Source organism: Bacillus sp. ChL18 (assembly GCF_026241425.1).
Classification (GTDB): Bacteria; Bacillota; Bacilli; order Bacillales; family Bacillaceae; genus Bacillus; species Bacillus velezensis.
This window is the reverse complement of sequence record NZ_JAPHWE010000004.1, coordinates 22893-40911: the sequence shown is the minus strand read 5'-3', so window position 1 is coordinate 40911 and position 18019 is coordinate 22893. Positions and strand designations below refer to the sequence as shown.

Below are 18019 nucleotides of genomic sequence, written 5' to 3'. Positions count from 1 at the left end.
TACGGAAGCCCGGCTTTTTAACGCTCCCGGGCTCCCATTTAACATTCATTTATTCTAACAACAGGACGATATGCGGTCAAGACTATCTTGTTTTAATTATATTTTCCCACAACTGTCCCGATTCATTCCAAAGCTTTGCGGCATTATCCCTGCGGTATAAGGCCCGCTCATAGCGCAGCGTCAGCTCGGACATGTCGTTTGTATGGTTCGCCTCGTCAATCCTCGCAGCAAAATCGCGCAGTGTTTCTCCGTCTCCCCTGCTGAATCCTTTTCGTTTCAGCTGGCGGAGCAGCGCGGCATATGCGTCGAAAAAGACGTCTTCATCCGTACGCCGCTTCAATCTGGCTGCTGTAACGTGCGGAATCCAGCGCGCCCGGAACAGCCAGGCGAGTGCCGCCGCGGCTGAAATCACGATGACAATGGCTGCATACGGCCACAGGTGTGCCGCGGTTTTGTTGCGGATCACAGGCTGCGGTGCCGCGCTGTGATCCCGCTTTTTCGGTGTTTCTTCTTTTTCCGGTTTTGTTTCCTGACGCTGCTTGTCAGACGGTGAATCCGAATTCCCCGCTGAGCCTCCGCTGTCTTTTGCCGCGGTATGATTTTGCTCTGACGTAAACTCCGTCGGATTGGTGAAGCCTTTTGTCGGCTCAAACGTCACCCAGCCCTGATCGGGAAAATACACTTCTACCCACGAATGGGCGTTGTTGTTTGTGACTTCATAAATGTGGCCGTTATGGTCGCCTGCCCCTTTATATTCGCCGGATGTATAGCCCTTCACCCAACGGGCGGGAATTCCCGCGGAGCGGAGCAGCACCGCCATTGCCGATGAAAAGTTATCACAATATCCTCTTTTCGTTTCAAACAGAAATTGATCGACATAATCCTGATTGCGCTCCGGAACCGCGACATCCTGTGTATTATACGAAAATGCGGAAGATCCGAGATAATCCTCGATCGCCTTCGCTTTATCGAACATATTATGATGATCCCGTGTCAGTCTGTCCGCAAGCTGTCTCACTCTTTTCGGAAGGTTGTCGGGGACCTGTAAATACCGGTCATTGAATTGATTCTGCTCACGGTATCGTTTCACTTTCACTTTTCTGAGATCATTCAGCTTAAAGACGGGCGCCTGAAAGGTCACCGTGTACCGTCCCATATTGCGGATGTTGCCCACTTGTTCACTGACCGGCGTAATTTGCTCGGTGTTTCCGTTCATTTCAAGCTGAATCGAGTGCTTCGGTTTAATATTGGAGACGCCGATCGGATACATGACGTGATTATAGAGATAATTCTCATCAATGGACACCTGTGCCGTATACCGTCTCGTCTGCACACTCCGGTCAAACCATATATCTTCCACGTTGCCGCCGTTCAGTTTATAGGACATGCCCTGATCGGTCTCCACCCAGCCTTTCCCCGTGTATGTATCCTTCGTTTCCACCCGGAAGTACGCCCGTTCTTTTCCCTTCCATGTAAAAACCGGCGTATCATCCTGCTGAAAAGGGCCGCCCAATGTTTCATCATGATTGCCGTAGCCGATTTTGCTTTCGGCGGCGGGCACTTCTTTGTGGTTTGTTATTTTTTTAAGAAACGGCACGGGGTCCGGCCAGTTCGGGTCTGATTTCGGAGCCGCCAGACCGAACACGACGGAAGCGCAGATAAACAGCATCAGCGGCAGAAACCATTTGAGTATCAATCTTTTTTTAAACGCTATATGTTCCGTAAGCCGGATGCGCTCCATATACAAAAGCCCCATCATCAAAAAGCCGATAAAGACGATCCGGATGACGGCGTACGCGGCATCATAAGGAGTAAACGTATCAAGCACGGTGATATACGCCACCGTCATGATAAAAAAGAATAATATTTTCCGCTGATAGATCACCCAGTAATGCAGCAAATACACGAGCAGCCATAAAAGCACAAAAAACAGCAACGTGCGAAATGACGGGTTCATGTCATTCCATCTGCCGGACCCGATGTGGCGGGCATTTTGCATCACGTCCCGCAAAAAAGAAACGAGCCATTCCGGCTGAAAAACCGAACCTTTATAAAACAGGATGTGAATACTGATCAACGTAAACAGAATGCAGGACGGCACGGTGACGTACCACCTCATCCGGAAGAATGACAGCAGAAATGCCAAACCGATAAAAACGATGAAAAAACCGGTATGTTTTGTATCCGTAAAATTGTGCAGCGGCCTGAGCCATTCCCATAACAATAAAAAAGCGAGAAAATAAAACAGCAGCAGACTCAGCCTGCTTCCCTGGTTCTCGTCGTGCGGCATGGCGCGCCACCTCTCTTTCTAAACAACATGGGACACCCGTTTGTCCCTGATCATTTGCACCTTAATATTTTTTTGAGCGAAGATGAGAGCGAGTTTCCGTTCTTTCTCCGAAAGCGCGGCATTCGTTTCTTTCGCCAAAAACACCGTCATGTCAGCACGGCCGGGCTCAGCCTGTTTGAGAAGGTCTTCTGTAAGACTGCCCGTCACGACGGCAATGGAAGCTTTGCGGACGCGCGGATCCGCCAGCTCTTTTCCTAAACGCCTGCCTGCATCGGCTTCTTCCGATTCTGAAGCTGATGCCAGGTAACGCAGCATCTTTCTGAAATGCCGGTCTCCCTCCCGGACGGGAAATACGGTCCGGTCGCTCCCCAATGAAATAAATCCTGCGGGAGAGCCCTTCACAAGCGCCGTGTAAAGCAGGGATGCCGAAGCTGATACCGCGGCTTCAAACGATGGGGACGGTCTGCAGTCCAAAAGGAGAATCATATTCACACTCTGCAGCGGGTCAAATTCCTTCGTCATCAGCTCATTTCGCCGCGCCGATGTTTTCCAGTCAAGTGCGGAAAACCGGTCGCCCGGCTGATAATTTCTGACGCTCGCAGCCATTGCGGAGCGGTGTACCTGAAACGGAGCGCCGGCAGCCGTACCCTCTTCTCCGGATGCGGCCTGCGGCTTATAGTGAACAGACCCGTACGCCGGGAAAACCAGAACCGTATCCGTAACGGAAAACGACGCCGTCTTGTCCAAAAGCCCGAGAACATCTCCCGTGCGCACTCTTATCGTATGTAAATGATGCTCTCCGCGCGGCACCTGCGGCAGCTCATATTGTAACGTCAGCTTCCTTTGAAACCATGGAAACACGAGCTGTTTCGCACTGCGCCTCTCGCCAAGCGTTTCCGGCATCACATCTTCAATGACCATATATGTCAGCGGAAACGGCAGGCGCCTCGTCAGCCTGATGGTGACAGACAGCCTGTCGCCTGAGGTTAACTGGGCGGAGGACACGTCACGCGCCACCTGAAACGCCCGCAGCGGGTACACAGCGACCAGCCCGGCGTAAACGGTAAACGGCAAAAACGCGTAAAATAAAAACCAGCTCACAAATCCGCCCTGAAACATGGCATAAGAAAAGACAGCCGCCGTCAGTACGGCCAACATAAGCAGCTTCCAGCCATATAGAAGCCAATGCATCTTCTTTCTCATTAGCGGACCGACATCCTTTGGACGGGGACTTTTTCCGTTTGCATGATGTCTTCTATAACCGCTTCCGGTGTCACATCGTTAAATTTCGCCTCGGCGGTCAAGATCATTCTGTGCGGCAGCGTATACGGAGCCAAATACTGGACGTCATCAGGAATGACGTAATCGCGGTCATGAAGCAGCGCGTACGCCTGCGCGGCTTTCATTAATGAGATTGAACCGCGCGGACTTACGCCCAGATGTACGGACGGATGCCGGCGGGTATGCTGAGTAATGCCGACGATATACGCTTTTATTCCATCATCCACCCGCACCTGCTCCAGTTTTTGCTGAAGGCTGATAAACTGTTCTTTAGAAATGACGGGCTCGATTGTGTCAAGCGGATTGCGCCCTTCCTGCAAAGACAGAACCCGAAGCTCTTCCTCGGCAGTCGGATAGCCCATGCGCAGCTTAAATAAAAACCGGTCAAGCTGGGCTTCGGGAAGCGGATACGTTCCTTCATATTCAACCGGGTTTTGTGTGGCCATGACGAAAAACGGCTCAGCCAGCCGCATTGTCTTTCCGTCAATCGTGACATTCCCTTCCTCCATTGCCTCAAGCAGAGAAGACTGTGTTTTCGGAGAGGTTCTGTTAATTTCATCAGCCAGCACGATATTCCCCATGATCGGTCCCGGGCGGTATTCAAATTCCATCGTTTTCGTATTATAAATAGAGACACCCGTCACATCTGACGGCAGAAGATCCGGCGTGAACTGAATCCTCTTAAAGTCAGCTCCGATCAGTTTGGCCAAAGCGCGGACCATCATCGTTTTTCCGACTCCCGGCACGTCTTCCAGCAGCACATGCCCTTTTGCGAGAATGGCGGCCAGACTGAGTATGGCGATATCCCGTTTTCCTATGATGATGTTTTCAATATGCTCAACGGCTTTCTCCAGCAGCGGATGCAGCTCTTCTTTATAAGCCATTCTTCTCCTCCTAGTCATCTCTCAAATTTCAATTATCGTAACCTAACTTTACCACAAAATATAAACAGTATAAAAAAACGTTTCCAGCGAATTGTTTCCAGCCCTAAAAGGAAAAAGCTCCCTTTAGAAAGGAAGCTTTATTTCAGCTGGAGAGGCTCCATATGAACGTGTGAATGGTCAATGGCATGTTCATCTTTCCTTCCGGCACCTTCTGCTGTACGGACGAGAAAAAATGTCATATTTTCTTACATCATTTTCAACTGTCTGTGGCATTTATGATAGAATAATACTTGTCGGAATATTCAGCATAAACAAACCAAAAGGAGGCAAAGAATGAATCAGCCTAACTCTTTATCAAAGGGATTAAAAACCCGGCATATGACGATGATTTCAATTGCCGGCGTGATCGGCGCCGGATTATTTGTCGGAAGCGGATCCGTCATTCATTCCACCGGACCCGGAGCGATTGTCTCCTACGCATTAGCAGGACTATTAGTGATTTTTATTATGAGAATGCTGGGGGAAATGTCCTCCGTCAACCCGACAAGCGGTTCGTTTTCACAGTACGCGCATGACGCCATCGGTCCTTGGGCCGGTTTTACGATCGGGTGGCTGTATTGGTTTTTCTGGGTCATCGTCATTGCCATTGAAGCCATTGCAGGCGCCGGAATCATACAGTACTGGTTCCCGGGCATTCCGTTATGGCTGACGAGTCTGCTTCTGACCGTGCTGTTAACACTGACGAATATTTATTCAGTTAAATCGTTCGGCGAATTTGAATACTGGCTTTCCTTAGTGAAGGTAGCGACGATCGTTGTCTTCTTAATCGCGGGATTTGCGTTCATTTTCGGAATCGTTCCCGGCAGCAAGCCGGTCGGGCTGGAAAATCTGGCGGGCAGCGGCGGATTTTTCCCTAAAGGTCCAAGTTCCGTTCTGCTCGGCATCGTCGTTGTCATTTTTTCTTTCATGGGATCTGAAATCGTCGCAATCGCAGCGGGAGAAACGTCAAATCCGGTCGAATCCGTCACAAAGGCGACCCGCTCAGTCGTTTGGCGGATCATTATTTTTTACGTCGGCTCCATTGCGGTTGTGGTCACACTGCTGCCGTGGAATTCAGCCAATATTTTGGAAAGCCCCTTCGTTGCCGTTTTGAGCCATATCGGGGTTCCCGCAGCCGCTCAAATCATGAATTTCATCGTCCTGACAGCCGTTCTGTCCTGCCTGAACTCCGGGCTTTATACGACGTCACGGATGCTGTATTCACTGGCAGAGCGAAATGAAGCGCCGCGGCGTTTTATGAAACTGAGTAAAAGAGGCGTACCGGTTCAAGCCATTATCGCCGGCACCTTTTTCTCCTATATTGCCGTTGTTATGAACTACTTTTCTCCCGACTCCGTATTTTTGTTCCTGGTCAATTCATCAGGGGCGATCGCACTGCTCGTCTATCTCGTCATCGCCGTCTCACATCTGAGAATGAGAAAGAAAATCGAACGGACAAACCCTGAATCTCTTAAAATCAAAATGTGGTTCTATCCGTACTTAACCTACCTGACGATCATCGCCATTTGCGCCATCTTGTTATCTATGCTGTTTATCAGTTCAATGCGGTCTGAATTTCTGCTGACAGGATTTATTACTCTGCTGGTACTTGCCTCATATGTATTCCGCAAAAAACAAAAACCGAAAGAGAGCGCTTCCGAAAGCCGGGTTGCGCAATAACCGCAAACACCCCCCTCAAAAAAGGGCGGGTGTTTTTTTAACCAACCTGTTCAAGGCAGCATTAACTGTAGTACAGGATTTCAATAAATGATAAGGACAGGATGAAAAATGGCACTAGAAAAATTTGCAGATGAACTGCCGATCATCGAAACACTCCAGCCGCAGAAGAAATCAGACGGCAGCACGTATTATGAAGTCACCATGAAGGAATGCTTTCACAAGCTGCACCGCGATCTCCCGCCGACCCGGCTGTGGGGGTATAACGGTTTATTTCCCGGTCCGACGATCGACGTGAACCAAGATGAGAACGTCTATATTAAATGGATGAATGACCTTCCGGATAAGCATTTTCTGCCTGTGGATCATACCATTCACCATTCAGAAAGCGGCCATCAGGAACCCGATGTCAAAACCGTCGTCCATTTACACGGAGGAGCAACCCCGCCGGACAGCGACGGCTACCCGGAAGCATGGTTCACAAAGGATTTTAAGGAAACGGGTCCTTATTTTGAGAAAGAGGTATACCATTATCCAAACAAACAGCGCGGGGCTCTGTTATGGTATCACGATCACGCCATGGCGATTACGAGGCTCAATGTGTACGCCGGGCTTGCCGGGATGTATATCATTCGCGAGCGAAAAGAAAAGCAGCTGAAGCTTCCCTCCGGAGAGTACGACGTACCGCTTATGATTTTGGACCGCACGTTAAATGACGACGGTTCCTTGTCTTATCCGAGCGGACCTGCTAACCCTTCCGAAACGCTGCCCGACCCTTCCATCGTCCCGTTTTTTTGCGGAAATACCATTCTCGTTAATGGTAAAGCGTGGCCGTATATGGAAGTTGAACCGCGGACATATCGTTTCCGCATCCTTAATGCCTCCAATACGAGAACATTTTCTCTCTCGCTCAATAACGGCGGCAAGTTTATCCAAATCGGTTCTGACGGCGGACTGCTTCCCCGCTCTGTCAAAACACAATCTATCAGCTTAGCCCCGGCAGAGCGGTATGATGTGCTCATCGATTTCTCCGCCTTTGACGGAGAACATATCATTTTAACGAACGGCACCGGCTGCGGGGGCGACGCCGATCCGGATACAGACGCCAATGTGATGCAATTCCGCGTCACAAAACCGCTGAAGGGAGAAGACACAAGCCGGAAGCCTAAATATCTTTCAACAATGCCTAATGTGACATCAAAGAGAATACACAATATCAGGACGCTTAAACTCACAAATACGCAAGACAAATACGGCCGGCCCGTTTTGACGCTGAATAACAAGCGATGGCATGATCCTGTGACAGAAGCGCCGAAGCTCGGCACAACGGAAATCTGGTCGATTATCAATCCGATGGGGGGAACCCATCCGATACACCTGCACCTTGTTTCCTTCCAAATCCTTGACCGGCGTCCTTTTGACTTAGAGCGTTATAACAAATTCGGCGACATTGTGTATACAGGGCCAGCCGTCCCGCCTCCTCCAAGTGAAAAAGGCTGGAAAGATACCGTGCAGGCGCACTCGGGAGAGGTCATCAGAATCGCGGCGACCTTCGCTCCTTACAGCGGACGCTACGTATGGCACTGTCATATTTTAGAGCACGAAGATTACGACATGATGAGACCGATGGACGTCACGGATAAGCAGTAAACAAATATCACCCCTTTTAGAGAAGGGGCTTTTTTATTTATCCAAAAAGAAAAAATAAGAAGACACTTATTTGCATATACTGTAATAGCAGGAAGACGATGCACCCTCATTGGAAATCTGGATAGAAAAAGGAATTAGGAGATTAGGGAAAAGTATGAGACAATGAAGGAGTGCACGAAAATTCATAAGGGAAGAAGTGACTTTATGTCTTACTACAACAAACGTAATCAGGAACCGCTGCCTAAAGAAGATGTCAGTACGTGGGAATGCACAAAAGAGGACTGTATCGGCTGGAGCAGAAAGAATTTTGCCGGCAGTGATACCCCGACTTGCCCCCTTTGCGGCAGTAAAATGATCGACGGCGTCCGTTCGTTGGTAAATCTCCAAAACAATAACCAAACGGCATCAAGTTAGACCTCCCTTTTACGAGTCTCAACATAGAGAAGGCCTCCATGTCTCATGAGAGGCCTTTGCGTTATCATGTCCTTTTATGATGCAAAGGAGCAATGAACATGAAAAACGATCGGCAGCAGAAAGATCTGAAGGAAATGGCAAAACGGCGGAAAATGAACCTTGCCGCACAGTCATTCATCGAAACGCTTCATTTTGCCGTTCCGATTCTCCGTTTTTTCAAATGGCTCGCCTCAGCCGCAGCCAGCTTTGTTCATTAAAAAACACCCAGCGGGCGCTGAGTGTTTTTTTCATGATTGGATGACGGAAAAACTGTTGATAATGCCGTTGTCATTTTCCCAGACTTTTTCGCATTTTTTCGTATCCAAATGATAAGCATAAATGGTCCGGACCTTCGCATTCCGCCCCGTTTCATCCTTCAGACGCTTAGCGTCTTTTGCTTCCGCCATGAAATAAATGATGCTGCCGTCTTTAGAAAACTGAGGCTGGGCATCAATCAGCGGAGTGAAGTCCTTCCCGTTTGAGATAATCGTTTCATCTTTTTTCGTTTTGACATTCATCAGACGGATGGACGCTTTTTGTTCCGTCCCTTTTTGGGTATAAGATGTAAAGACAAGATTCTTTCCGTCCGGTGACACCGCCACGTCGCTGATAAACTGTTCAAGGTTTGTCAGATCCTGAAGGTGTTCTCCCGCTCCTGCTGCAAACCGGATATTCGTCGGTTCAGGGTCAATCCCCTTCTCATTTGCCTCATCCGTTTTTTGATAATCCTCTTTCACGGAATAATGCAGAAGCGCAAAATCGTTTTGGCTGCGGTTATAAAAGAAGCTGCTCACACTGTCGTCTTTCTCATCGGCGGCGGGATACAGATTTTCATAACGTTTCGTTTTCAAATCAAAAGATGCGAGACGGAAAATATCTTCATCCGCTTTTCCGAGACGGAAATAAATGTGCGTCAGATCCTTTGATAAAAACAGACTGTCAGCGCTTGCCGTTCCTTTATAAAGCACCGTCTTCTTTTTCGTCTTCAGATCAAGCTTATACAGACGCATCTCATTTTGGTCATTATTCCCGACAAAATAGAGCACCTGATGGGCGTCATCCAGCGCAAACGCCGGATATGCCGAAAGCTTTTCTTCGTACAGCACGCGGCCGTCCTCGTAATATTTCGTCATCAGATCTTTGTCTGTAATGGAAACAAGCAGCTTGTCATGGCCGCCGGAAACAACGGCTTTTCCTCCGCCGTCGCTTTTTCCTTTAATCAGTAAAACGGCCGCGATGACCGCCGCCGCCAAAACGGCGGCCAGCAACATCCAGATCCATCGTTTCTTCTTCATTATCAATCTCTCCGTCAATCAGAAAAAGCAAGAATCAGTGTCCTTGCTTTTTAAGATGGTCTATTTTAATAGCTGTAGTGTCCGGATACTCTTCCTTTGCTTAATGGATATCCGAGCGCTTTGAACGCTTTCGGGCTGACATCCAATACGGCATTCGGCATACGGCCTACATCATTTTTGTATACGGTGATAACCTTTTTCGGTTTTGCTTTTGCATAAGCTCTGATTTTCGTTCCGTTTCTCGGAACGTCAAATCCTAATTTTGTCGCGCAATCCCAGTGTCCCAGTTTTTTACCGGAAGATCCTTTTTTACCGACTCCATTATACCATGTAATATTTCCGTTCACTTTTTTAGCACTTGCATCAGAAGAGTAACTGATCGCTCCCAGCGTGCTTCCTGCTAAAATCAATAAGGCTAAGAATAACTTCTTCAAGCTTTCGTCCTCCTGATTCTTTATTCTAGGCAAAATTATACACCAAGAAGACGATTATAATATTTCAATCACTTTACATGTTCGTTACAACGTGATGAGACATGCACATAACGACGGCACAATTTCCTGTTCTATATAATTCCATGGTAAATTATACTACAAAATTTAATTCATTAGCGTTATAATATTCATAGAGTATTTCTGCATTCAATATGGACTTTTTATAAGGCCTATTGATAGTTGCATAATATGATATATTTTGAGAAATCAGGCTTTAGGAAGCAGGCACTTTATTCCTTTTAACCGTGGTTCATATTGATCATGTACCTATACTCGTTTCAATCAGACTAGGAGTGATAATCAATGAAAGCGGCAAGATGGCACAATCAAAAAGACATTCGAATCGAAAACATTGATGAACCTAAAGCAGAACCGGGTAAAGTCAAAATTAAAGTCAAATGGTGCGGGATTTGCGGAAGCGACCTTCATGAATATTTGGGAGGCCCGATCTTTATTCCGGTCGGCAAACCTCATCCGTTAACAAACGAAATGGCGCCCGTCACGATGGGTCACGAATTCTCAGGAGAAGTCGTGGAAGTGGGCGAAGGCGTCAAAAATTACAGCGTCGGCGACCGTGTCGTCGTGGAACCGATTTTTGCCACACACGGACATCAGGGAGCCTATAACCTTGATGAACAAATGGGATTCTTAGGCTTAGCCGGAGGCGGCGGCGGATTTTCTGAATATGTATCCGTTGACGAAGAATTGCTGTTTAAGCTTCCTGAAGAGCTTTCTTACGAACAGGGCGCGCTTGTTGAGCCGTCAGCGGTAGCGCTTTACGCCGTCCGCCAAAGCAAATTAAAAGCGGGCGACAAGGCGGCGGTTTTTGGCTGCGGACCGATCGGGCTGCTTGTGATTGAAGCCCTGAAAGCGGCCGGCGCCACAGATATTTACGCGGTTGAACTTTCACCGGAACGTCAGGAAAAAGCGAAAGAACTCGGCGCTATCATCATTGATCCGTCAAAAACGGACGATGTCGTTGAAGAAATCGCTAAACGCACAAACGGCGGCGTTGATGTTTCTTATGAAGTAACAGGCGTTCCTGTCGTTCTCCGCCAGGCGATCCAGTCAACAAACATTGCCGGTGAAACGGTTATCGTCAGCATCTGGGAAAAAGGAGCGGAAATTCATCCGAACGATATCGTCATCAAAGAACGGACCGTAAAAGGCATTATCGGATACCGTGACATCTTCCCTTCCGTTCTTGCACTGATGAAAGAGGGCTACTTCTCAGCAGATAAGCTCGTCACGAAAAAAATCGTGCTCGACGATCTGATTGAAGAAGGCTTCGGCGCTTTAATCAAAGAGAAAAACCAAGTGAAAATCTTAGTCAAACCGAACTAAACCGTTCAGCTGAATATCAGACACATCCGAAAAAGAGCCGTTCCGGCTCTTTTTTTCATCTCATCGTCTTTCCTTCCTTTTCCTTTTAAAAATGATCCCCTCTGCGCAAACTATTTTTCACCCTGTCCCGTCTATCCTTAGGCAGCAGCCTATGATACGTATTTTTAAAAAAGGAGCCCTTTGAAGCAATGAAGAACGAAACAGCCAAAGCGTCGCTTGTGACGTGCATAACTGAGCGCAAGGAAGACTTTTACCGGCTTGCGTACAGTTACGTAAAGAACAAGGATGACGCGTTAGATATTGTTCAGGAATCAATTCAAAAAGCGCTGACATCGGTCGAATCCGTCAAAAACCCCGATGTGATCAAAAGCTGGTTTTATAAAATTTTAGTGCGCACAGCCATTGATTTTCTCCGCAAACAGAAAAAACTGAAAGTGATGGACGATGAAACGATCGAGTTTTTAAGCCGCGGAAAGGAAGATCACTACAAGGACACAGACCTTCACGAAGCGCTCGATGACCTGCCGCATCAATATAAAACCATTATCATTCTGCGTTTCTTTGAAGACCTGAAATTAGAAGAAATCGCGGACATCACGGGGGAAAACATCAACACCGTCAAAACACGCCTTTACAGGGGGCTGAAGCTCATGCGCATTCAGCTGACGAAGGAGGATCTTTCTTAATGGAAAAGAGATTAGAACAATTAAGAGAAGAGTATAAAAGTGTGCCCATTCCTAAGGAACTGGACAGCATTGTCGAAAAAGCCCTTCAGCAAAAACCGAAGAAAAAACGAATCGTGATGTGGCCGACATCCGCGGCAGTCGCTGCGGCCGTCTTATTTACCGCCGTTGTCAATATCAATCCGGATGCCGCACAAGCCATGTCTAAAATCCCCGTCATCGGCAAAGTCGTCCAAGCCATCACATTCACGGAGATGAAGGAAGAAAAGAACCAATCAAGCATTGATGTGAAAACGCCCGCTCTGTCCGGCCTTTCCGATCATAAACTCGAAGACAGCATCAACCGGCATTATATGAAAGAAAGCAAAGAGCTGTATCAGGAATTTATGAAGGCGACCTCAAAAAGCAAAAAAGGCCACCTCAGTATTTACAGCGATTATGAAACCGTTACTGACACAGCGGATTTGCTCTCAATCCGCCGTGATATCGAAAAAACGCAAGCTTCATCTTATACACAAAGCCGTTACATCACGATTGATAAAAAGAATGAGGCCGTGCTTACATTAAAGAGTTTATTTAAAGATGACCGTTATATTAAAGTCATCAGCCAAAATATTAAAGAACAAATGAAAAAACAGATGAAAGAAGATCCGAATAAAATATACTGGGTCGAAGATGATGATATGACGGAGCCTTTTAAAGCCATCCGCGCCGACCAGAATTTTTATATTACAGATAAGCACAAACTTGTCATCTCATTTGACGAATATGAAGCAGCACCCGGATATATGGGCGTTACAGAGTTTACAATACCGACCTCCGTCATCTCCAAGCTGCTTGTCGGAGACCGCTACATCAGATAAAGAAAGAAAAAAATCCATGATATCCGCAGATCATGGATTTTTTCTTTCGTCCCGCAACAGCCAAGATGCACAAGGGACCCTTTTCATATAACAGACGCCGGACGGGGGCTGAAAAGTTTAAGAAAATCACAGCATTTCATTCATTTTTTCTGAAACAAAATCCCCTTCCGAATGCGTCTAATTAACGGAACAAATGGAAGACTGTACAGAAATCTGCCATAGCCATCCGCAAAACAGCGAGAATTTCCGCGCACATTATTGGAGGAATACCATGTCAGACAAGTCACTGCATCACCGCTATATTCCCGGACTGGATGGACTTCGCGCCTTTGCCGTCCTCGCAGTTATCGCATATCATCTGAATTTTAACTGGGCCGACGGCGGTTTCATCGGTGTTGATATCTTTTTTGTTTTATCGGGGTATTTAATTACATCTATTATATTGCCTGCCCAAGGCAATGCCATCACCCTTGATTTGCGTGATTTTTGGGTGCGCCGGATCAGGCGGCTTCTGCCGGCGGCTTATCTCATGATTATCACGACGGTCATTTGGGTCGTATTGTTTAACAGCGAGCTCCTGCATACCGTACGCGGAGATGCGGTCTCCTCACTTTTTTACATAAGCAATTGGTGGTTTATCTTTCATCAACTTTCTTATTTCGACAGCTTCGGCTCCCCTTCGCCATTAAAAAACCTTTGGTCGCTGGCGATTGAAGAACAGTTTTATATCATATGGCCCTTCCTGCTGCTTGCGGGGATGTACATATGTAAAACACGGGCCCGGCTTGCGGCCGCGGTCATGTTCCTCGCGTTATGTTCGGCAGTCGTAATGAGTATGATGTATGTGCCCGGCGGAGATCCGAGCCGCGTTTATTACGGGACGGATACCCGCTCATTTGAATTGCTGATCGGCTGCGCTTTAGCTTTAGTGTGGCCGATGAAACGATTATCTTCCAAACGGCTGCCGAGCAGCATGAAACACCTGCTTCACGGGACGGAGCTTGCCGCTTTTGCCGCGCTGCTGCTTTGCGTCTTTTACACAGATGAATATGAACCCTTCCTGTACAAGGGCGGCATGCTTTTGATCAGCATCACCGCAGCGGTTCTTGTCGCATGTTTATGCCATCCGAGCAGCTTTTTGGGACATGTTCTTTCATGGAAGCCGCTTCGCTGGATCGGAACGAGATCATACGGAATCTACCTTTGGCATTACCCGGTTTTCGTGCTGAGCACACCCGTGCAGGAAATCGGAAATCCGGTTTATTGGCACTGCGCCGTCAGAATCGGCGCCACTTTTATTCTTGCCGAGCTGTCTTACCATTTCATTGAACAGCCGATCCGCACTGCGGGCTTCCGGCCATTTTTACGCCGCGTGTTTCTGAACCGCTTTCTGGAATGGAAGACGTCCTCTGTCATCAGCAGAATGTCGCTCGGCCTTATTCTTGCCGCCATTCTCGTATTTGCGGGCGGGCTGTCAGGAATAGCCGAAGAGAAAAAACAGCCGCAATGGACGTACGCGCAAAATGATCAGCAAGAAACCGCCGCCTCTTCGCACAAAACGGCCGATCACGATCAGCCTGCAAAAGAAGAAGACAGCAAGAAAAAACACGGCGGCGAAAAAACGGACACCGCGTCAGACACAAACAAGAAAAAACCAGCAGACAAATCAAAAACAAAGAAAAATGAAGAGAAAAAGGAACGGTCATCTCAAAAAACGGCTGATTCAAAACAAACACAGCCTCAGCAAGACGTACTGGCCATCGGTGACTCGGTGATGCTGGACATTGCGTCATACCTGCGGCAGTCCCTCCCTCATGTCACCATCGACGGAAAGGTAGGAAGACAAGTCTCTCAAGCACTCCAGCTCACTTCGGAATATGCGTCATTTAATCAGCCGAACAAAGCGGTCATCATCGAGTTAGGGACGAACGGCTATTTCACAAACAGCCAAATTGAATCACTGATCAGCTCCTTTTCAAAAGCCGATATCTATCTTGTCAACACGCGTGTGCCGCGGCAGTGGGAAAGCAAAGTAAACGATTCATTGCGCCGGCAGGCCGAATCACGGAAAAATGTGACGCTTGTCGATTGGCACGCAAAAGCATTGCAGCACCCTGAATACTTCACACCGGACGGCGTCCATCTCATACCTGAGGGATCAAAAGCGCTGACATCCCTCATCGTCCAAACAATGAAATCATGACAAAAAAAAGAGGCCCAAAAAAGGCCTCTTTTTCGTATATCGTCAGGCAAGCTTCTGTCCGCAATTCGGACAAAAATTCGCGCCTTCCGTTTTCGTTCCGCAGTTCGGACAGAATTTCGGCTTAGCCGCTCCTTCCGAGCCGTTTGCCGGTGCCGTCCCCTGATTCTGCTGACTTTGATCTTGCTGCGGCTGGTTCTGCTGATTTTGGTTCATTTGGTTCATCATTTGATTTGCCACATTCATTCCCATCATCATGCCCGCCATGTCTGAGGCGGCGCCGCTTCCGTTCATTTTGCCGGATGACATTCCGTCCGTCATGGAAATCTGCTGATAGCGGTTCACATCGCCCACCATGCCGTAAGAAGCGTTTTTCGTAATCATATCCTGAACTTCCTGCGGATAGTTAAAGCTCATAATATTGAAGCCCGTAATCGACATGCCGTCTCCGATCAGCTGCATATCAAGATCTTCTTGAATCCCTTTTCCGATTTCAAAGGAATTCGACTGCAGATTGAACATGTCTTTTCCTTCTCTGGTGATCCATTTCATCAAAAGCTGATCGAGAATAGACGTAATCCGGATTTTAATGTCCTCCACTAAATAGCTGTCTTTGACACCCGCAATCTTATCAATCAATCCGATGTAGTCAATGACCTTGAAGTTAAATGTGCCGTTTGCGCGGATCGGCATACCGCCCGGCATACCTGCCGCCGGAATGTTGATAGCGTTTTTTGTGCCCCACTTCACGGTGAACTCCTTCGTATTCACAAACAGCACTTCAGCCCGCATGCCGCTGTTAAAGCCAAACTTAAACCCTTTTAGTGTAGATAGAAACGGAATGATTTCTGATTCGATATCATAATCGCCGTCATCACGGAAAATCCCTTCAATTTTCCCGTTGTATAAAAAGATGGCATCCTGCCCCGGCCGGATGATCAGACGGCTGCCTTTTTTAATTTCACGGTTGTTCCATTTATAGAAAACCATGTCGTCTCTGAATTCTTCCCATTCCACCACATTTGCTAACTGATTTCTGAAAAAACCCATGTATGCTCAAATCCTTTACATATAATTTAAAAACTTCCCTTGCTTCCGCTGTAACTCGTGCCGCCCCTCGTGACTCCGCCGTCATTGTCATTATCTTTATCAGGCTTTTTTTCTCTTGTAACGTCGGTTCGGATATATGTGTCGTGCTGGCTCAGCACTTCAGACGTATCATGATCCATATACGTGCTGCCGGTGACGGTGACCTTGCCGCCGGAATTGTACACCATCACAGTGACGGCGATTCCGGCCGCGGCTGCGGCAATAATGAGCTGAAACCACCATGTGAGCAGCAGATTGTCAGACTTGTCGTCAGGGCTTTTCCCCATATCTTTATAAGCCAACTTGATGTAGGTCTGAAACGCCTTTTCATAATGGCCTGCGGAAATATCTGACGAGATCGTATTTCTGATCGTATTCAGCCGGCTGTTATTCAAATACGTCTCCGCCTTTTTATATCCGGAGATAAATACTTCCCGATTTTTCATATCAATGGTCAAAATCGCCGTGCTTCCGCTAAAATGACTGTCATAAAAATCACCGGCGTACTGCTCGATGTCCTTACCGCCCGTTCCGTTTGCGGTAAGAATGATAAAATCGGTATGGCGCTTTGCCCCGAGCTTCCCGGCCAATTCCTCAAGTTTCTTCGTTTCATCCTTCGTTAATAAATGAGCATTGTCATAAACATATTGCTTCTGTTCCGCGGCGGACGCCGATGTATGTAAACCAAAAGACAGCATCAGAAAAAGGACGAAGCAGAAGAGACACGCTTTTTTTATCGATACTTTCATCAAAAACCGCCTCCTATCATAAGTGAGACGAGTCTTAATGCTAAAAACGCACCGGCGGTTATGCCGCCGAACCACGCGGCCACTTTTCCGGCACTGATCGGCGGTTTGCCGACAACCTTGCCCGTCTGCCCGTTCATCGCAAAAATGTGTTCAGCCCGCTCATAGTCGTAGCTGACCATCCAGACCGGAAGCAGTACGTAAAAGCTGCTGATTTTATCGGTCTGAATCTGCTCATCCGTAATGTCAGCCGTCGTATATCCGGAGAAGGTGGATCTGATATAAGAATCAATATAATGGCTGATTTTATCCTTCGCCCGCGGAAAGAGATCGTCATCGGTATAATTGTACTTTTCCGCTATATATCCCGCTAAATAGGCCGTATTAAACTCCTTCAGCTCACTGTATGAGTAAGGCTCCAATTTGTCCATTAATTCATCACTCATTTTTTCTGAAGCGTCGACCGGAATTTTGAGATAATCAAGATTGATATCGCGGTACGCGTTGTAATACTCGGTCTCCGTCACCCGGTATTCTCCATCATCATAGTGGTGCACTCTCGTACAAACGGCATTGACCTGAACCTTGCTGTTTAAATCAAACATCCAAAATGGCACGTACATGCCCGTTATGCTCTTCACCCGATCAGCAGACATAAATCCTTTCGGTGTCAGACGGCCGTTTCGGCACCACTTTTTAAAAGCGCTCATGGCTTCTTCTTTACTGATCGTAAAAGGAATCACCATCGAAGGCGCGAGATTTCCCGATAATCGGTCGGCGAGAACGGCGGCTCCTCCGCAAAACCCGCACGTCGTGGCCGTCGTTTCCGCCTCAGTCATTAATACCGCGCCGCAATTCTCACACCGGTACTCGTTCGCCTCATTTTCGGAAAATCTCGTCGTTATATACTCTTTTGGCAGGCTCTCAATCTGATCCTGCCGCCCGCAGCTGTGACATGTCAGCATGCCGGATGAACTGTCAAAGACCATATCATCGCCGCAGTTCGGGCATTTATAAGAAATGATCATTCT

At 47.6% G+C, this 18019-nt stretch carries 16 protein-coding genes; 8 read left to right on the top strand and 8 right to left on the bottom strand.

All coding sequences use genetic code 11. The features are described 5' to 3' along the window. Nucleotides 1-82: 82 nt before the first annotated feature. From OQ477_RS18635 to OQ477_RS18625, 3 genes are read right to left on the bottom strand one after another with little or no spacing between them, the layout of a single operon-like run. On the bottom strand, nt 83-2290 hold the full coding sequence (locus tag OQ477_RS18635) for a DUF4129 domain-containing transglutaminase family protein (protein WP_265973456.1): 2208 nt from the start codon (nt 2288-2290) through the stop codon (nt 83-85). Nucleotides 2291-2308: 18 nt separating this feature from the next. Then, complete coding sequence (locus OQ477_RS18630; protein ID WP_265973455.1) at nt 2309-3493, bottom strand: DUF58 domain-containing protein; 1185 nt, start codon at nt 3491-3493, stop codon at nt 2309-2311. After that, nucleotides 3493-4455, bottom strand: coding sequence for an AAA family ATPase (locus OQ477_RS18625; protein ID WP_265973454.1), 963 nt, complete (start codon nt 4453-4455; stop codon nt 3493-3495). Before OQ477_RS18625 ends, OQ477_RS18630 begins: the two co-directional genes overlap by 1 nt. 333 nt (nt 4456-4788) lie before the next feature. Between OQ477_RS18625 and gabP the strand changes: the two genes are divergently transcribed. The 4 genes from gabP to OQ477_RS18605 all read left to right on the top strand — a co-directional run bounded on the left by gabP (nt 4789) and on the right by OQ477_RS18605 (nt 8492). Continuing rightward, nucleotides 4789-6174 carry a GABA permease gene (gene gabP / locus OQ477_RS18620; protein ID WP_088461576.1) on the top strand — a complete coding sequence of 462 codons (1386 nt, stop codon included), beginning with the start codon at nt 4789-4791 and terminating at the stop codon, nt 6172-6174. 108 nt (nt 6175-6282) lie between these two features. After that, the gene (gene cotA, locus OQ477_RS18615) at nt 6283-7821 is read left to right on the top strand and encodes an outer spore coat copper-dependent laccase CotA (protein ID WP_014417082.1); all 1539 of its coding nucleotides are present in this window, start codon (nt 6283-6285) and stop codon (nt 7819-7821) included. A 204-nt stretch (nt 7822-8025) separates the two neighbouring features. Next, nucleotides 8026-8235: a cold-shock protein gene (locus OQ477_RS18610; protein WP_007408879.1), complete on the top strand. Its 210-nt coding sequence runs from the start codon at nt 8026-8028 to the stop codon at nt 8233-8235. A 98-nt stretch (nt 8236-8333) separates the two neighbouring features. Then, nucleotides 8334-8492, top strand: a complete 159-nt coding sequence (locus OQ477_RS18605; protein WP_003155794.1) for a hypothetical protein — start codon at nt 8334-8336, stop codon at nt 8490-8492. Between the two features lie 30 nt (nt 8493-8522). On the opposite strand, the gene OQ477_RS18600 is transcribed toward OQ477_RS18605, so the two are convergent. Both OQ477_RS18600 and OQ477_RS18595 read right to left on the bottom strand, forming a co-directional pair. Then, complete coding sequence (locus OQ477_RS18600) at nt 8523-9569, bottom strand: TolB family protein (protein WP_265973453.1); 1047 nt, start codon at nt 9567-9569, stop codon at nt 8523-8525. A gap of 65 nt (nt 9570-9634) precedes the next feature. Continuing rightward, nucleotides 9635-10003 carry a septal ring lytic transglycosylase RlpA family protein gene (locus tag OQ477_RS18595; protein WP_014417081.1) on the bottom strand — a complete coding sequence of 123 codons (369 nt, stop codon included), beginning with the start codon at nt 10001-10003 and terminating at the stop codon, nt 9635-9637. 363 nt (nt 10004-10366) lie between these two features. Here OQ477_RS18595 and OQ477_RS18590 point away from each other — a divergent pair, with 363 nt between their 5' ends. The 4 genes from OQ477_RS18590 (at nt 10367) to OQ477_RS18575 (ending at nt 15156) form a co-directional block, all read left to right on the top strand. Continuing rightward, nucleotides 10367-11407, top strand: coding sequence for a 2,3-butanediol dehydrogenase (locus tag OQ477_RS18590; protein ID WP_007408876.1), 1041 nt, complete (start codon nt 10367-10369; stop codon nt 11405-11407). Between the two features lie 188 nt (nt 11408-11595). Further along, nucleotides 11596-12093, top strand: coding sequence for an RNA polymerase sigma factor (locus OQ477_RS18585; protein ID WP_003155802.1), 498 nt, complete (start codon nt 11596-11598; stop codon nt 12091-12093). Further along, nucleotides 12093-12953: an anti-sigma-V factor RsiV gene (gene rsiV, locus OQ477_RS18580; protein WP_265973452.1), complete on the top strand. Its 861-nt coding sequence runs from the start codon at nt 12093-12095 to the stop codon at nt 12951-12953. Before OQ477_RS18585 ends, rsiV begins: the two co-directional genes overlap by 1 nt. A gap of 271 nt (nt 12954-13224) precedes the next feature. Then, nucleotides 13225-15156 (top strand): acyltransferase family protein, encoded by a 1932-nt coding sequence (locus tag OQ477_RS18575; RefSeq protein ID WP_265973451.1) that lies wholly within the window; start codon nt 13225-13227, stop codon nt 15154-15156. Between the two features lie 42 nt (nt 15157-15198). Here the strand turns inward: OQ477_RS18575 and OQ477_RS18570 are convergent, their stop codons facing one another. The 3 genes from OQ477_RS18570 to OQ477_RS18560 are packed head-to-tail and all read right to left on the bottom strand — an operon-like array spanning nt 15199 to nt 18016. Beyond that, the gene (locus OQ477_RS18570; protein ID WP_029973761.1) at nt 15199-16203 is read right to left on the bottom strand and encodes an SPFH domain-containing protein; all 1005 of its coding nucleotides are present in this window, start codon (nt 16201-16203) and stop codon (nt 15199-15201) included. 26 nt (nt 16204-16229) lie between these two features. After that, nucleotides 16230-16991, bottom strand: coding sequence for a TPM domain-containing protein (locus OQ477_RS18565; RefSeq protein WP_072588855.1), 762 nt, complete (start codon nt 16989-16991; stop codon nt 16230-16232). Next, nucleotides 16991-18016, bottom strand: coding sequence for a TFIIB-type zinc ribbon-containing protein (locus tag OQ477_RS18560; RefSeq protein ID WP_007609808.1), 1026 nt, complete (start codon nt 18014-18016; stop codon nt 16991-16993). The genes OQ477_RS18565 and OQ477_RS18560 overlap by 1 nt, the downstream gene beginning before the upstream one ends. Nucleotides 18017-18019 lie beyond the last annotated feature (3 nt).

Coding starts and splice junctions, on each gene's coding strand:
- OQ477_RS18630 (WP_265973455.1), bottom strand. CDS start 3,493: ATGAGAAAGAAGATGCATTGGCTTCTATATGGCTGGAAGCTGCTTATG.
- OQ477_RS18610 (WP_007408879.1), top strand. CDS start 8,026: ATGTCTTACTACAACAAACGTAATCAGGAACCGCTGCCTAAAGAAGAT.
- cotA (WP_014417082.1), top strand. CDS start 6,283: ATGGCACTAGAAAAATTTGCAGATGAACTGCCGATCATCGAAACACTC.
- OQ477_RS18565 (WP_072588855.1), bottom strand. CDS start 16,991: ATGAAAGTATCGATAAAAAAAGCGTGTCTCTTCTGCTTCGTCCTTTTT.
- OQ477_RS18635 (WP_265973456.1), bottom strand. CDS start 2,290: ATGCCGCACGACGAGAACCAGGGAAGCAGGCTGAGTCTGCTGCTGTTT.
- OQ477_RS18605 (WP_003155794.1), top strand. CDS start 8,334: ATGAAAAACGATCGGCAGCAGAAAGATCTGAAGGAAATGGCAAAACGG.
- OQ477_RS18600 (WP_265973453.1), bottom strand. CDS start 9,569: ATGAAGAAGAAACGATGGATCTGGATGTTGCTGGCCGCCGTTTTGGCG.
- OQ477_RS18585 (WP_003155802.1), top strand. CDS start 11,596: ATGAAGAACGAAACAGCCAAAGCGTCGCTTGTGACGTGCATAACTGAG.
- OQ477_RS18570 (WP_029973761.1), bottom strand. CDS start 16,203: ATGGGTTTTTTCAGAAATCAGTTAGCAAATGTGGTGGAATGGGAAGAA.
- rsiV (WP_265973452.1), top strand. CDS start 12,093: ATGGAAAAGAGATTAGAACAATTAAGAGAAGAGTATAAAAGTGTGCCC.
- OQ477_RS18560 (WP_007609808.1), bottom strand. CDS start 18,016: ATGATCATTTCTTATAAATGCCCGAACTGCGGCGATGATATGGTCTTT.
- OQ477_RS18590 (WP_007408876.1), top strand. CDS start 10,367: ATGAAAGCGGCAAGATGGCACAATCAAAAAGACATTCGAATCGAAAAC.
- OQ477_RS18575 (WP_265973451.1), top strand. CDS start 13,225: ATGTCAGACAAGTCACTGCATCACCGCTATATTCCCGGACTGGATGGA.
- gabP (WP_088461576.1), top strand. CDS start 4,789: ATGAATCAGCCTAACTCTTTATCAAAGGGATTAAAAACCCGGCATATG.
- OQ477_RS18625 (WP_265973454.1), bottom strand. CDS start 4,455: ATGGCTTATAAAGAAGAGCTGCATCCGCTGCTGGAGAAAGCCGTTGAG.